The sequence below is a fragment of the Acinetobacter seifertii genome (genome assembly GCF_016064815.1).
In the GTDB taxonomy this organism is placed as follows: domain Bacteria; phylum Pseudomonadota; class Gammaproteobacteria; order Pseudomonadales; family Moraxellaceae; genus Acinetobacter; species Acinetobacter seifertii.
Genome location: NZ_CP065820.1, coordinates 3,613,708 through 3,630,210 on the forward strand (window position 1 = coordinate 3,613,708; position 16,503 = coordinate 3,630,210).

Genomic DNA, 16,503 nt, shown 5'->3' on the forward strand with positions numbered 1-16,503 from the left:
ACAAAGGAAACTTATGTAGTATTGAATAAAAATGATGAGCTGACATAACAGTGAAAAAATTTAAACGGTTTACTTCACCACTTGTTCTCTCATTTCTTTATTTGATACACATCGTTTTTTAACCCAGAAGTCCAGGAAAATGAGCATTCGGTTCCATTTAAAGCTCAAATAAATATTACCCAGAGAGAATATAATCATGTCAAACGAATCAAAATGTCCCTTTTCAGGTCATAACTCAAAACCACAAGTAACCCTCGGTGGTGGCACGACTAATTTACACTGGTGGCCAAATCAGTTACGTGTTGACTTGCTTAACCAACATTCAGAACGCTCTAATCCACTTGGTAAAGATTTTAATTACCGCGAAGAATTTAAAAAAATTGAATACTACGCCCTTAAAGCTGATATCAAAAATGTATTAACCGACTCCCAAGACTGGTGGCCAGCCGATTGGGGAAATTACACAGGCTTATTTATTCGTTTAGCATGGCATGCTGCGGGTACCTATCGCATGGGTGATGGCCGTGGTGGTGCAGGTCGTGGTCAACAACGTTTTGCACCATTAAATAGTTGGCCTGACAATGCGAGCTTAGATAAAGCACGTCGTTTATTATGGCCAGTTAAACAGAAATATGGTCAAAAAATATCTTGGGCAGATTTATTTATTCTTGCCGGGAACATTGCACTTGAATCTTCTGGCTTCCGCACCTTTGGTTTTGGTGCAGGTCGTGAAGATGTTTGGGAACCAGATAACGATGTAAACTGGGGCGATGAAAAAGAATGGTTAGCTCACCGTAACTCTGAAGCTTTGGCAGGTAGTAATCTTGCTGCAACCGAAATGGGTCTAATTTATGTGAACCCTGAAGGTCCAGAAGCTAGTGGTGACCCAAGGTCGGCTGCTCCATTTATTCGTGCGACTTTCGGCAACATGGCAATGGATGATGAAGAAATTGTTGCTTTGATTGCAGGCGGGCACACCTTAGGTAAAACGCATGGTGCAGCCCCTGCTGACCATGTTCAGGCTGATCCTGAAGGTGCTCCAATTGAACAAATGGGCTTTGGCTGGTCAAATAGCTTTGGTACAGGTGTTGGTAAAGATGCGATCACTTCAGGTTTAGAAGTGATTTGGTCACAGACTCCAACACAATGGAGCAATTACTTCTTTGAAAACCTATTCAAATATGAATGGGTACAAGAACGCTCACCTGCTGGTGCAATTCAATGGGTAGCAGCAGATGCTGAAGCGATTATTCCTGATCCATTCGATCCGTCAGTTAAACGTAAGCCAACTATGCTAACTACAGATTTGACTTTACGTTTTGACCCTGAGTTTGAAAAGATCTCTCGTCGCTTCCATGACGACCCTCAAGCATTCGCAAATGCATTTGCTCGTGCATGGTTCAAGTTAACTCACCGTGATATGGGGCCAAAAGCACGTTATTTAGGCCCTGAAGTACCTGCTGAAGATTTAATTTGGCAAGACCCATTACCTGCTGCTAGCGCTATACCATCTGCTGCAAGCATTGCTGATGCAAAAGCAAAAATTGCTGCGTTAGGATTATCTGCTGGTGAGTTAGTTTCTCTTGGTTGGGCATCAGCATCAACATTCCGTGGTGGAGACAAACGCGGTGGTGCAAACGGTGCACGCATTGCTTTAGCGCCTCAACGTGGTTGGGAAGTCAATAAAAAAGCTGTTGAGACTTTAACTAAAATTGAAGAGCTCAAAGCATCGACCCAATTGTCATTGGCTGACTTAATTGTGCTTGCAGGTAACGTGGGTGTAGAGCAAGCTGCTCAAGCGGCAGGCTTTAACATTAGCGTTCCATTTGCTCCTGGACGTGTTGATGCATTACAAAGTCAAACTGATATCGAAACTTTCCAATTGCTACTCGGCGCTGCTGATGGCTTTAGAAACTGGAAGAAAGAAGGTATCAACACACCAGCTGAAATCTTATTGATTGATAAAGCTCAGCAACTGACTTTGACTGCACCAGAGTTAACTGCATTAATTGGTGGTTTACGTGTACTGGGCACCAATTGGGATGGTTCACAACATGGTGTATTCACTCAGCAAGTGGGTGTACTCAGCACAGATTTCTTTACAAACTTACTCGACATGTCGAATGTATGGGCACCTGTTGATTCAACAAGTGAAGTATTTGAAGGCAAAGACCGTAAGACAGGTACAGTCAAATTTACTGCGACACGTAATGACTTAGTTTTTGGTTCAAACTCAATTTTACGTGCCTTGTCAGAAGTTTATGCTCAAGCTGATGGTAAAGAAAAATTTGTTCAAGACTTTGTTGCAGCATGGACAAAAGTCATGAATCTTGACCGTTTTGACTTAGCTTAATTTAAGTCAAAATCAAAAAAGCCAGTTCACATTGAACTGGCTTTTTTATATACAACATTAATGTTTTAGACAGTCAATTTATGCCCTTCTCGAATACAATAAAAAGGATTAGCAAGTTTTGAGGAAGCTTTAATAGCGTGAGCTAAAGCATGCTCTGGATCTTCACGATTTTCATCTGTTAACTGAAAGGTTCGATAGTGAATCGCAACGGAACGATGGGCTTGTAAATCTAAATGTGCATGGACTGCGTCTTGAGGATTCATATGAACATAGCTCATTAGTTTACGAGGTTCATAAGCTCCAATTGGAAGTAAAGCAACACGCGGTGCCCCATAACGTGCATGTATCTGTTTGAAGTGCCCTGCATAGCCAGTGTCACCAGCAAAAAAACAATGTCCTGTTTTTGCTAAAACCGAAAACCCGCCCCAAAGTGCTTTATTTTGGTCACGTAAACCACGCCCCGAACCATGCTGAGCAGGTGTATAAACAATTCTTAACTCGTGATAAGGAATTTCCTGCCACCAGTCCATTTCAATGACATGGAACTCTTTAGGCAAGTAAAACCCGTTACCTAGCCCTGTATAAATCGGCATTGCGAATTTTTTATGTAGCCATTCAAGCGTTGCCAAGTCCATATGATCATAATGATTATGGCTCAGTAAAACTCCATGAATAGTTGGCAACTGTTCCAAGGCAAAACCTGCTGGACATACACGGCGTGGACCACGACCATGCAGTGGACTCGCATAATCACACCATACTGGGTCAGTAATAAAGTTATATGGTCCAATTTGAATAAGTACAGTCGCGTGACCGACAAACCAAACTTGCCAATCATCTAAGTCCGCATGAGGGCGATTTTGTGGCAACGCAATTGGTGTATTAATACGCGCTTCGTATTCGTGTTGAATATCTACATTCCATGTATAAGATTCACGGGTAACTAACCAGCGTAATAGCTCTTTCGATCCCCGTGCTGGTGACCTAGGCTGCTGATTATAAAAACGAGTATCTTTTTCGTGGCCCAATTCAGGATGGCAAAAAGGCGGCTTTATCCAAGTATGCGTCCAACAGGACTGAGTCGGCAATTGATACGTTAATGTCGGCTTGTCTTTCATGGGCTTATTCTATGGTTGTAGCATCGAGAGGATGGATCATACTGTCTTCTATCTTAGCGATTTAAATAAATTAAGCTATGAAACTTACATTTATTTATCATATAAATATCCCTTTTATTTTCATCGCCACACACACACATCAATCTAAACTGCCACAAAAGAATGTCTAGATATGTTGATTTTGTGATTCATTAATTATAGTGCTTATTAAAAGCTACTGTATAACATAACAATCCTATATAATAAGCCGCCTATAACGAAAGGAGGAATTGTTTTTATCTCAGTTAATCAATTTTTATAAAATTGCTGACTTTTTTGATATGCATAAAATCGGAAAATACAGCAACATACAAGCGATACATTTATTAACAAAATACTATTGATACACAACTATACAAAGATTTCCTTCTATCAAAGCTTCTACAAATAATAGTCTTTTTCATAATATGAGAAAATTACATATTATTTTTCAAGAGTAATTAAAATTTATGACTAGAATTTAAAATAAATTTGATTGTGAAGCTGGATTAATATATTTTATAAATTAATAATTAAAAAATTTTTCATATTAAATTAATAATGATTTATAAATTTTCATTTATTTTATAAATATCTAAAGCATCTTCACGCTATATACTTTTATGCTTTATACTTTACTTAAATCATAGTAAGACATTTTTTGGATTAGTCTTATGGAATTACGCCATCTTCGATATTTCATCACTGTTGCTGAAGAATTAAATTTTAGTAAGGCCGCTCTCAAACTCTACACCGCACAACCCTCCCTTAGCCAACAAATTAAAGATTTAGAAGAAGATGTCGGAGTACGACTTTTAAATCGCACAAAACGTAAAGTCGAATTAACAGAAGAAGGTGAAGTATTTTTAGAACATGCTCGTTTAACACTGGCCCAAGCTGATAAGGCAGTCGCTTTGGCACGCCAAGTCTCGAAGGCTAAACAACAGCTATTACGCATTGGTTTCGTCCCCATTGCAGAAATGAAAATTTTCCCCTATGTACTGCCAAATCTACGCTTACAACACCCAGACCTTACGATTGAACTATCAAGCTTAAACAATACGGAGCAACTCAAAGCCTTAAAAAGAGGTGAACTCGATATCACCTTTACTCGTGACAATACTGAAACTGATGAAATTCAAAGCCAATTTGTTTTAACAGAACCTCTAATTTTTCTATTACCAAGAAATCATCCCCTCGCCAAATACGAACGTATCCCCGTAAAAGCTTTAAATGGTATTGATTTCATTATTCCTGCTGCTGAACAATCTAGCACCCTGCACAATACTATTTTAGAGTTTACTAAAACTTATAATATTGACCTCAATATTGTACAAAAGGCAGATAGTATTTTACTTAACATTAATTCTGCTGGCTCAGGACTAGGATGCACGATTTTACCAGCCTATATTGCTCCGCTAGGCGTTGCTAACACGGTGGTTCGTCCTCTCGATGTTGAATTACCTTCTTTAGATTTATTTGTGAGTTATCGTAAAAATACACAATCTGTTGGTGTTAAAAGATTTATTGATCAGCTCAATAAAGTATTTCATCTTGATAAGAATCAAGATTAAACACCAAAGTTAAATCTACTTTTACTCTTAAATAATAAATTAGTTAGAAAATCTAAATTAAAGTATAAAATAAATGCATTTAATATTTATTTTATACTTTAATGAAGTAATTTAATTTTCGATAAATATATTATCTTTAATTTATAAAATATTATTAATAAGCATAAAGCATATATAAAACTTAATGTTAAATTAACCAAACAGTAAAAAATATTTACTAGAGCATATGGAGTGTCGAGTAAATGGTAGCACTATTAAAGCATTTGGGTCGTAGCGTGCGAAATCGACCTCACTTCTTTATTGCTTTATTTGTGGGGGTTATTGCCGGAACTCTATTGACTTGGTTCACCTCATGGAAATGGTCCACTATTTTATTAGTCAGCTGGAATGGTTCGATTGGCTTATATTTATTGCATGTTTTCAAACTAATGAAAAATGCAGATCACTCTCAAATGCAGCAACAAGCTAAAAAACAAGATGAAAGCAAATGGGTGATTATGCTGATTGTTTTACTGGCAATTTCTATGTGTTTAGTTGCTATTTTAGTACAGTTGTCCCAGCTTCCTTCTGACCATTATGCAAAATTAGGACACGTTGCTTTAGCTTTACTTACCATTGTTTCAGCATGGCTTTTTATGCACACTGTTTTCGCCTTGCATTATGCACATGACTTTTATATGGCTTTATCGAGAAATGAAGAAAGTGGCGGATTAGAGTTCCCAGGCACCAAAAATCCAACCTATCCCGACTTCTTATATTTTAGTTATATTATTGGCACTTCAGCACAAACAGCAGATGTATCGGTCACGACTAGGCATATGCGTTTGCTCAACTTATTTCATTTCGTATTGGCATTTGGCTTTAACACAACAATTTTAGCAATTTGTATTAACGTAGCTGCTGGTTTTATCAGTAACTAAAACGCTTGGTTTAAAAAAAAGAAAGCCACCCTTTAGGGTGGCTCGAAGTAGTATAAATTTACAGTAACTCGCCCATGCTGCTTCGTTTTAAGCCTTCACGTTGCTTAATCGTTTCAACATAACGTGTAATGGTAGGGTGTGATTCAATCGCGTTCATTTTCAATTGCCATAACAGCATCGCGCCCACACTTACATCTGCTGCGGTAAATTGTTCACCACATAAATATGGATTGGCTTCATTTAATCCTTCAACTAAAGCTTGGTAGGCATCGTTGTAATCACCATAACCAACAAACATTTTTTGCTCAGGTGTTACTTCTATTCCTAGAGCTTTATCAACGCCAGCAGCTTCCCAAGGACCTGCCATCATAAACAACCAACGGTAGTACAAACCACGCTTTGGATCATTCAAGGCTGGTGCTAAACCTTTGTCACTAAACTTGTCGGCTAGATATGCACAAATTGCCCCCAACTCATAAATAACCACATCGCCATCTACCAATACAGGTACTTTTCCAAAAGGATTAAGTTTTAAATATTCTGGTGATTTCATCTCAGTCTTGTATTCGACTTCAATACGCTCACATTCAACACCAAGCTCGACTAAAAGCCAGTCGACAACCACACCACGCGATTCTTTGTTAGTATAAAGTTTAAGGCTCATTTTTTATGGCTCCTTGTTTATCGTGATGCTAGTCTACAAGTGTCTTTTGTCAGTTTTTGTCAGTAGTCTTTTGCGATTCTTGCGCCCACCATTGCTGGAACAGTTGTTGTTTAAATGATGGATATAATTCTTGGGTTAAACTTAAGTGTTGAATACGATCCATTCTAAAATGTCGAAAGTCCTGTCGTAGTTCACACCATGCGGCCAACACAATTTTGTCATTAAAATATCCCAAAGCAAAAGGCCACAACGTTCGAACACTACTTCGCTGTTGTTCATCATGATAATGCATCGAAATTTTGACTTGCTGCCGAATAGCTAACCGCACTTGTTCGACTCGATTTTCATCTACAGGCAGCCATGTGTTAAACGCTCTTAGGGTCGTTTGTTGTAATAAATATTGGCGATGCTCAGGCAAAACAGAATTTAATTTAGCTAAGATGGATGTAGATGATGATTGTAAAGACTGGTCAGGCACACTCTTTAACCAATACAGTGCCAAAAAAATAGCTTCAACTTCATCTTCATTGAGTGTCATTGGTGGTAATACAATGTCTTCTTTAAGCTGAAACCCCAAACCTGCCGATGCATCGATTCTCACACCTTGTGCACGTAGACTATCAATATCACGGTAAATACTACGAACACTAATTCCCATACGTTCAGCCAAGACTTGGGCAGTAACTGGATAACGGAATTCACGAAGTTGTTGTAAAAGATTTAACAAACGAATAGAACGGCTCATTTTTCTCGTCTTATTGTTATTGGACATACAATAAGAGGGAATAAATTCCCCCTTCTTATATCATTCTAAATTACGCTACATCTGCATTAGATAACTTTGCGTACTCTCTTAAAAAGTTATGTAGCTCAGGTACATCTTTAGCAATCGTTAAAGGCTGGAACTGTTGTAGAACTTCGATCGAATGCACACCATAGCCCACACCAATTCGTGGCATGTTTAACCGCTGAGCCATCTCAAGGTCGTAGCTACTATCACCGATCATTACTGCACGCTCAACACTCACTCCAGTGACTGTTAAGATTTCTTGCAACATGAGTGGATCTGGTTTTGATCGAGTTTCATTGGCTGCGCGAGTCACATCAAACAGATGAGTACTCTGTGTTTTTGCAATCACACGGTCTAAGCCACGGCGGTTTTTACCTGTTGCTACAGCAAGTTTTAAACCTTGGGCTTTTAAATCATGGAGTAGCTCAGAAATACCATCAAACCATGCATCACTTGTCGAGTTTGCAATATAGTGATCGCCATATGCTTTTAAAATCGATTCATGTAGCTCGGGCGCTTCCGGAAACAAAGTTTGCATCACTTCCGGTAAACCTAAACCGATAATACTTTTTGCAGCTTCATCAGTCAGAGTTAACTCATGCTGCTCTGCCGCATGCTGTAAACTTGCAACAATCTGACCAACAGAATTATATAAAGTACCATCCCAGTCAAAAATCACTAATTCGGTTTTCAGACTCATTTTGCTACTCTCAAAGCATCTAATAACTGGGTCATGTCTTCTGGTAAAGGCGCTTCGATAGTCGGATAACCCGGAATATCTAAACGCATGGCATGTAAACACAAACGGCGTGCTTCAGGGCCTGCATAAGCTGTGTTATGCCCGTATTTATCATCACCAATCAAAGGATGACCAATACTTAAACCATGTACACGAATTTGATGTGTGCGACCTGATAAAGGTGAAGCATGAACCAACGTGGCATTTTTAAAGCGCTCTGCAACCACCCATTCAGTTTTACTTGGTTTACCTTCTTTAGATACACGTACACGACGCTCGCCATTGGCTAACTCATAGCGGAATAAAGGAGCATCAATGAGTTGCTTATCAAGACTTACCTGACCTTTTACAATAGCTGCATAGGTCTTACGAATTTTGTGTTCACGTAACATATCTTGTAGCAACTTTAAAGTGCTACGTTTTTTACTGATCATGACTAGACCAGAAGTATCACGGTCAATACGGTGAATAAGTTCTAAATATTTTTTGCCTGTCGCCGCACGTAGTGCCTCAATCAAACCATAAGCCACACCACTACCGCCATGTACAGCAATACCAGATGGTTTATTTACAACTAATAGACCTTCATCTTCGTAAACCACACGGCTTAACAAACTTTGTGCCACACCATCACTTACAGGAACAGCTGTTTCATCTTTTTGTTCATAGCGAATAGGCGCAACACGAATTTGATCTCCAATTGCGAGTTTGGTCTCGGCTTTAATACGTTTTTTATTCACGCGAACCTGACCTTCACGAATCAAACGATAAATTCGACTCTTTGGTACACCCTTTAAACGTGAAAACAGGAAATTATCGATTCGTTGTCCTGCTTGATGCTCATCCACCTCAAACCAAGTGACACTTTGCCATTGCTGTGTAGAATTCATACTAATATTTAAACCTGAAATTTTACGAAATTTGATTAATAAATGACCGATTAGCTTAGTTTTTTCACAAGAAATCTAAGCTTAGCCCATAGGCAGATGCTGCAAGGTTTGATATAGTCAGCGCACGGATACCACCGTAAGTGAACATCTAATGGGAATTTTCCCTGATTGAAACCTCAATCAAAATGATGCTTTCATCACCAGCTCGGATTGGTCCTAAAGAATTATGCCGACGCCGAAGGCTTATTATATCGGCAAAATGACAAACTGTTGCGTTTAATTCAGTTTGTTCAAAAAAATATGTTACCAACTCTAGTTGGTTATGGAACGTAAACTGATACACATCAGACAAATCGATCCTTAATGTTGCCTTCAGGCTAAAGCGTTGATGCATTGGAACTGCCGAAAGCACCGATACGATGAGCATTCCGTATCAAACTTCCAATAAAGAAGTCACTTCGCGGCCAATGACAGTGAAAGTCATTAACCAATGCACCGCTCACCCGCCAGTGAAGCAAAAAGGAATTCCGATTTAAAGGTTGAAGCAGTATTGCCTACATCACAGACGAGAATCGAAGCTAAGGCTAAATGTAGTCGGTAACAGATGACTCAGACCACAAGTATTTTGAGATCTGGGAAATGATCCGTCATGTTCGATGTTCGTTCAGAACCTTTAAGTTTGTTTGGTTTGTTTGTGTGAGTCACTATTAGGTGTCACACCCATGAAACGTATGTTGATTAATGCAACTCACGCCGAAGAAGTTCGCGTTGCACTTATCACTGGTAATCGTCTTTACGATTTTGATTTAGAGAATCGTACCCGAGAACAGAAAAAATCCAATATCTATAAAGGCCATGTCACCCGCGTAGAACCTTCTTTAGAAGCTGTTTTTGTTGAATACGGCGCAGGCCGTCAAGGCTTCTTGTCTATGCGTGAAATTGCGAATAGCTATTTCCAGGCAGATCCTCGTCAGACTTCAAACATTCGTGAACTTATTACTGAAGGCACAGAGCTTTTAGTTCAGGTTGAAAAAGAAGAACGTGGCAATAAAGGTGCAGCGCTTTCTACTTTTATTTCTCTAGCAGGTCGCTATTTAGTTCTTATGCCAAATAACCCTAAAGGTGGCGGTATCAGCCGTCAAATTTCGGGTTCAGTACGCGAAGAGTTAAAAGAAATTTTAGCCTCTTTAAATGTACCTCGCGGCATGAGCGTGATTGTACGTACTGCTGGTATTGGCCGTACTCAAGAAGAATTACAGCTTGATTTACAGCACTTACTTGACCTTTGGGCACAAATTCAAAGTACAGCAAGTTCTGGCCCTTCTCCAATGCTTGTTCACCAAGAAGCTGGTGTTGTAACACGCGCAATTCGTGATTACTTACGTGATGACGTTGCTGAAATCTTAATTGATAGCGAACAAGCTTATAACGAAGCTTATAACTTTGTTAAAGCAGTCATGCCTCGTCAATTAGACAAATTAAAAACTTATACTTTAAATGAGCCATTGTTTGCTCATTTTGGTATTGAAAGCCAAATTCAAACTGCTTACGAGCGTGAAGTAAAACTTCCATCTGGCGGTTCAATCGTGATTGACCAGACTGAAGCTTTAGTTTCAATCGATATTAACTCTGCGAAATCAACTCGCGGGCATGATGTTGAAGAAACTGCGCTTAATACCAACCTTGAAGCAGCAGAAGAAATTGCTCGTCAACTTCGTCTTCGTGACATTGGCGGTTTAGTTGTCATCGACTTCATCGATATGACTAAAGAGCGCAACCAACGTATGGTTGAAGCAAAACTTCGTGAAGCAACCCAAAGCGATCGTGCCCGTATCCAGTTCGGTCAGTTGTCTCGTTTTGGCTTAATGGAAATGAGCCGTCAACGCTTACGTCCATCGCTTGAAGAAGCAACAGGTTATGTATGTCCTCGCTGTCATGGTACAGGCATGGTTCGTGACCTACGTTCGCTTTCTCTTTCAATCATGCGTAAAGTTGAAGAGATTGCTCTTCGTGAACGTCATGGTGAAGTTCAGGTTGAAGTTCCAGTTGAAATTGCAGCCTTCTTGCTTAACGAAAAACGCCATAGTCTGGTGTATTTAGAGCAAACTTCTGGTGTACGTGTGACTGTATTACCTCACCCGCACTTAGAAACTCCGCATTACGAAATTGCTTATAACCCAGACGGTTTTGCTCCATCTAGTTATGAACGTACTGAAGCAACTCGCTCAAGCGAGAAAGAGCTGGGTTATGAGTCTTCTGAATGGCATTTAGAAGAAGCAGATCACGGGCATGCACATGCAACAGCTCAAACTTCAAATAATGCTCCAGCTCAGAAAAAAGCAAACCAAGCAAGTCAACCTGTAGCACAGCAAGCTGTAGCTCAAAAAGCGGCAAGTCCTTGTGCATGGTTAGAAAACTTATTTGTTCAAAAACAAGCGCAAACTGTTGATCAATCTCGTTCAGCACAGAATGCCGCAGCTGCGATTGAGCAAATGGTAAATACTGGTGCTGTTAGCCGTGGTCAGTTTGGTCAAGTGGCTATACCTCCTGTTGCCGAAGTTGCGCCAGTTCAGTCAAATAATGCTTATATTTCACAGTCACCTGTGAAACAAGAAGTTCGTGAACATGTTGAAAAAGATGATAGATCTCAACAACAACGTCAGAACAACAAAAAGCGCAAACATAAAGAGCAACGTGAACAGCATCACCAAGCTCATGAACAACAACATCAAGTTCATGAAGAAGTGGTTCAGTTGTCACGCCAAGAGCAACGTGAATTAAAACGTCAGCAAAAGCGTCAACAACACCAAGATCAGCAACATCAAAATAATGATGTACAACAACAAACTGAGAATGTTGTTCCACGCCGTGATCGTAATAATCAACAACGTCCAAACCGTCCAAATCGCCATCGCGATCCAAGCGTATTAAATGAAAATCAAAATACGCCAGCGGCACCAGTAGTTGTTGATGAAAAACAAGTTAAAGTGGATGTAATTGACGCACCTAAACATGATGTCATGAACACAGCTTTAATCATCAACGTTGACCAAGGTCAAAGCGAAATTGTTGCGCTAACGCCTGAACAAAAGGTTGAACATGTTGAAGCGGCTCCTGTTGAAGTTGCTCAAGAGCCAACTCCTGCACCAGTTGTAGAAGAGAAAGCTGTTGTTGCAGAAACAAAAGAAGCACAACCAACTAAAGAAGCTACTCAGCCTCAAATCCAACGTGCTAGCAACGATCCTCGTATGCGTCGTCGTCAGCAACGTGAAGCTAAACAAGCTAAAGCAGCTACTCCAACTGTTACGCCATCGCAAATTCCAACTTTGGCACAATACACAATTGGTAGCTTAATTCGTCACGTATATGGCGAAGACTGCACTGTGTTAATTGAACAATTTGGTTTAGTACCAACGTTTAATCGTGCTTTGCAGAAGTTTACGGAACAGTACGCAAGTACTTTGGTGGTTGAAGTAACTTCAGAAACAGAAGAGAAAAAACCGGTAACTCGTGATGCAGAACTTCCAAGCCATAAACCAGCTGAAGAAGCAGAACCAGCACCAGTGCTTCCGCTTACTCCATCGCAAGCGCCGACTCCACGTGTTGCAAATGATCCACGTGAACGTCGCCGTTTAGCAAAATTGGCTGCTGAGCAAGCATTTGAGCAAGTGAAACAACAACACTCTACTCAAGAGGAAGTAGCTACCCCTGCTCCTGTAGTAGTAGAAACTGTTGTTGCTCCTGTTGCTGAAACACAAGCGCCTGTTGAATCAAAGCAACAACCGCTTGAGCTTGATCAGGTAACTGAGGTGGCAACTAGCGTAGAAGAAGCGCCAGTTGAAGCTGTAGTAGAAGCTCCAATCGCGAAACAGCCAAAAGCAGCGGCAAAAGCTAAAGCAGCTCAAGAACAAGCTGCTGAGTCAACTGAAGCTCCGACAGAGAGTGAATCAGAAGATTCTAAAGCTGATAAGGACAAACCAAGTCGTCCTCGTCGCCCTCGTGGCCGTCCACCCAAAAAAGCTAATCCTGTAGCTGAGTAAGCCATTTGCTCAATTGCAGCTAATTTAAACAAACCTAGTCATTTCGATGACTAGGTTTTTTTTGTTATTTTTAACCAATTAGGTTGATTGCACTAGAAGAAAAGTTTTAAAAGCATGGTGAACCATGAAAACTATTGGACTTTTTGCCCACACAACCTTTTTTGGATTGATCGAAAAATAAATAGGATTGATATGAGCCAGACAACACAGACCGATATCATTACTCTTGGTGATGTTGCCACAAGACTTCCTAGCTTCATTCCCAAAGTACCCCATATCCTAAATGGTCTTAAACAGGCTTATTTAAGAACATCACATACTCCAACAGGTTTGGGTATTGCTTTTGAAAAAGCTGTTAAACGGAATCCGAAAGGCACGGCATTATTATTTGAAGATCAAAGTTATTCTTATGAAGCTTTAAATGAATGGGCAAATCAGATTTCTCATTACTATCTTTCTATTGGAGCGCGTAAAGGGGACGTCATTGCTGTAATGATTGAAAACCGCTCCGAGCTAATCGCAACAATTGTTGGTTTGGCTAAAATTGGGGTGACCATTGCACTTGTGAATACCTCTCAAGTCGGTAAAGTTCTCGCTCATAGCATCAATCTCGTAAAGCCAATTGCTGTTATTGCGGGTGAAGAAGTTCGAGCAGCTATTGATGAAATTCGCCAAGATTTAAATGTTCCTAAAGACCGTTTTCATTGGTTTGCAGATCAGGCAACACGTCAAAATGCAGGTAAAGCACCTCAAGGTTATGCGAATCTAGCTGAACAAATTGATCAATTTCCAAAATTTAACCCATCGACTACTCGTTCTGTGACGGGTAATGATGGCCTATTCTATATCTACACCTCTGGTACAACAGGTTTACCAAAGGCAGTTATTTTCAAGCATAGTCGCTGGACATTAGCGTATGGCACTTATGGCCATATCTTAAACTTAGGCCCAGATGACGTTATGTACGTTACCTTACCGCTTTATCATGCAACAGGTGTTGTGGTTTGCTGGTGTGGTGTAATCGCAGGCAGCTCTACTCTTGCTATTCGACGTAAATATTCGACTAGCGCATTCTGGAAAGACGTTCAAAAATTTAATGCGTCTGCAATTGGTTATGTTGGCGAACTTTGCCGTTACCTAATGGATGCTCCAGTTACCGAACTTGACCGTAACCACCGCGTCACCAAAATGATCGGTAACGGCATGCGTCCAAACATATGGGACAAGTTCAAACAACGTTTCGGCGTTAAAGAAGTTCTTGAACTTTATGCATCGAGCGAAGGTAACGTTGGATTTAGCAATATTTTCAACTTCGACAACACAGTTGGCTTCTCTCCTACACCATATGCCATTGTTCAGTTCGATAAAGAGAAAAATGAGCCTATCCGCGACAAAAACGGCTGGTGTCAAAAAGTTAAAGCAGGTGAGGTTGGCCTGCTAGTTGGAAAAATTACTAGCCGCTCTCCATTTGACGGTTATACAGACCCTGAAAAGAACAAATCTGTAATTTGGAAAGATGTTTTCAAAAAAGGCGACTCTTATTTCAACACAGGTGATTTAGTTCGAGATATTGGTTTCCGTCATGCTCAGTTTGTGGACCGTCTAGGCGACACTTTCCGCTGGAAAGGTGAAAACGTATCCACCACTGAAGTGGAAAACATGGTATGCGAATACGAAAAAATTGCTGAAGCTGTCGTTTATGGTGTAGAAATTCCAAATACCAATGGTCGTGCTGGTATGGCAGCCATCACGCTGGCAGATGGTGAAGAGTTAAATGACGCAGATTTAACCGAAATGGTGTCTGTCTTTAAGAAGTGTTTGCCTGCTTATGCCGTACCGGTGTTTTTACGTGTACAAAAAAAGGTCGAAACAACAGGTACTTTTAAATATCAGAAGAATAAACTGAAAGAAGATGCGTTTAATCCGAGCAAAACTTCTGAACGTTTACTCGCTTTATTGCCTGGTGCAAACAGTTATTGTGACATCACAACTGAAATTTTTGACAACATTCAGGCATATAAATACCGTTTTTAGTTCATTTTTTAGCTAAACAAGAGGAAATCGTGCTTTTTATAGGCAATCATGCAAATGTTTTTAAATTTCCTCTTGTGTTAGTTGAATAACTTGCTAAAATACGCGACATCAAAACGATACGGGTCGTTAGCTCAGTTGGTAGAGCAGCGGACTTTTAATCCGTTGGTCCCGCGTTCGAGTCGCGGACGACCCACCACTTATCTGTTTTGAACCTATTTGGGTCGTTAGCTCAGTTGGTAGAGCAGCGGACTTTTAATCCGTTGGTCCCGCGTTCGAGTCGCGGACGACCCACCAAATTCTAAAAAGCCTCTCACAATTTGAGAGGCTTTTTTTATTGTTATCTTATTTTCTTTTTATGACTAAAAGATGACGATGCATTTGCGATTTAAAACCTCTCCAACCCAACTCATAAAGACTTCTAATCGCTTTGGAATATAACTTCGGTTCGGATATAAAATATTGAGTGGAAGTGATGGTGCACTATAAGCACTAAGCACCTCAACCAACATTCCCTGCTCAATCTTATCTTGAACATCATAGTATGGAAGTTGAATAATCCCCAAACCTGCACAAGCCGCAGCACTATAAGCTTCGGTATTATTTACACTTAAAGCACTATCCATCATGACGGTTCCACCCGAATATACAAATACGCCCTGCTTTTCGCCTACAGCTCCCGCGTAGTTAATCAGTTTGTGCTGTGATAGATCTTCTAATTGTTCAGGCGTACCGTGCTTTTCTAAGTAATGGGGGCTTGCACAGTTCACCATGACCAAATGACCAATCAATCTTGCAATTAAACTGCTGCTATCTAACTCACCTACCCGAACAACACAGTCAATCCCCTTTTCAATTAAGTCGGTCATGTCATCAGAACTATTGAGCTGCAAATGAATATCTGGATAACGATGATAAAAATCTGACAACTCAGGAATAATCACTTGATGCACGATACGACTGGGCATTGAAATTTTTAATGTGCCGCGATAATGCTGTTTTTGCGTCTGAATGAGTTGTTCTAATTGTTCATAGTCAAACAACAAGTTTTGACACTCTGGCAATATTCGCTGTCCATCTTGCGTCAAGCTTACTTTACGGGTGGTGCGGTGAAATAAGCGTACGCCATAGTGAGTTCCAAGTTGTTGAATGGCGCTGGTTACCGTTGAGCGAGGTAGATCGAGTCGATGCGCAACCTCACTAAAGCTTTGCCGTTTAGCGACTTCTGTAAAAATAAAAAATTGCTGCAACCGATCCACTTTAATTGTTCGTATTTTCTGAATAGTTAAACCAAACTAGCATAATTGATCAAAAATTATCGCCAATCTAGACTAAAAACACATTAAAACAAGTCATCATAGGAATA

At 40.2% G+C, this 16,503-nt stretch carries 11 protein-coding genes and 2 tRNA genes; 7 read left to right on the forward strand and 6 right to left on the reverse strand.

From position 1 onward, the window contains the following. Positions 1-196 precede the first annotated feature (196 nt). Positions 197-2,353, forward strand: a complete 2,157-nt coding sequence (gene katG / locus I8T81_RS16690) for a catalase/peroxidase HPI (RefSeq protein WP_198071679.1) — start codon at positions 197-199, stop codon at positions 2,351-2,353. Between the two features lie 65 nt (positions 2,354-2,418). Here katG and I8T81_RS16695 read toward each other — a convergent pair whose 3' ends face one another. Continuing rightward, positions 2,419-3,471: an MBL fold metallo-hydrolase gene (locus tag I8T81_RS16695; protein ID WP_004698935.1), complete on the reverse strand. Its 1,053-nt coding sequence runs from the start codon at positions 3,469-3,471 to the stop codon at positions 2,419-2,421. 692 nt (positions 3,472-4,163) lie between these two features. Here I8T81_RS16695 and hcaR point away from each other — a divergent pair. Both hcaR and I8T81_RS16705 read left to right on the forward strand, forming a co-directional pair. Then, positions 4,164-5,063, forward strand: coding sequence for a DNA-binding transcriptional regulator HcaR (gene hcaR, locus I8T81_RS16700; protein WP_019458017.1), 900 nt, complete (start codon positions 4,164-4,166; stop codon positions 5,061-5,063). 242 nt (positions 5,064-5,305) lie between these two features. Then, on the forward strand, positions 5,306-5,983 hold the full coding sequence (locus tag I8T81_RS16705) for a DUF1345 domain-containing protein (RefSeq protein ID WP_004698937.1): 678 nt from the start codon (positions 5,306-5,308) through the stop codon (positions 5,981-5,983). A gap of 58 nt (positions 5,984-6,041) precedes the next feature. Here I8T81_RS16705 and I8T81_RS16710 read toward each other — a convergent pair whose 3' ends face one another. The 4 genes from I8T81_RS16710 to I8T81_RS16725 all read right to left on the reverse strand — a co-directional run bounded on the left by I8T81_RS16710 (position 6,042) and on the right by I8T81_RS16725 (position 9,066). Further along, positions 6,042-6,647, reverse strand: coding sequence for a glutathione S-transferase family protein (locus I8T81_RS16710; protein WP_039251829.1), 606 nt, complete (start codon positions 6,645-6,647; stop codon positions 6,042-6,044). A gap of 49 nt (positions 6,648-6,696) precedes the next feature. Continuing rightward, positions 6,697-7,392 (reverse strand): helix-turn-helix transcriptional regulator, encoded by a 696-nt coding sequence (locus I8T81_RS16715; protein ID WP_039251827.1) that lies wholly within the window; start codon positions 7,390-7,392, stop codon positions 6,697-6,699. 70 nt (positions 7,393-7,462) lie between these two features. Continuing rightward, positions 7,463-8,137, reverse strand: a complete 675-nt coding sequence (locus I8T81_RS16720; protein WP_191012533.1) for an HAD-IA family hydrolase — start codon at positions 8,135-8,137, stop codon at positions 7,463-7,465. Then, positions 8,134-9,066: an RluA family pseudouridine synthase gene (locus tag I8T81_RS16725; protein ID WP_004698941.1), complete on the reverse strand. Its 933-nt coding sequence runs from the start codon at positions 9,064-9,066 to the stop codon at positions 8,134-8,136. The genes I8T81_RS16720 and I8T81_RS16725 overlap by 4 nt, the downstream gene beginning before the upstream one ends. A gap of 722 nt (positions 9,067-9,788) precedes the next feature. Here I8T81_RS16725 and I8T81_RS16730 point away from each other — a divergent pair. The 4 genes from I8T81_RS16730 to I8T81_RS16745 all read left to right on the forward strand — a co-directional run bounded on the left by I8T81_RS16730 (position 9,789) and on the right by I8T81_RS16745 (position 15,434). Next, a complete protein-coding gene (locus tag I8T81_RS16730; protein WP_191012532.1) occupies positions 9,789-13,106 on the forward strand; it encodes an Rne/Rng family ribonuclease in 3,318 nt (1,105 codons plus the stop codon). Positions 13,107-13,298: 192 nt separating this feature from the next. Next, entirely contained in the window at positions 13,299-15,140 is a 1,842-nt protein-coding gene (locus tag I8T81_RS16735; protein ID WP_019458010.1) for a long-chain-acyl-CoA synthetase, read from the forward strand. Between the two features lie 120 nt (positions 15,141-15,260). Then, positions 15,261-15,336: transfer RNA gene (locus I8T81_RS16740), tRNA-Lys, on the forward strand. Between the two features lie 22 nt (positions 15,337-15,358). Continuing rightward, positions 15,359-15,434, forward strand: a tRNA-Lys gene (locus I8T81_RS16745). Between the two features lie 65 nt (positions 15,435-15,499). Here the strand turns inward: I8T81_RS16745 and I8T81_RS16750 are convergent. Further along, positions 15,500-16,396 carry a LysR family transcriptional regulator gene (locus I8T81_RS16750; protein ID WP_198071680.1) on the reverse strand — a complete coding sequence of 299 codons (897 nt, stop codon included), beginning with the start codon at positions 16,394-16,396 and terminating at the stop codon, positions 15,500-15,502. Positions 16,397-16,503 lie beyond the last annotated feature (107 nt).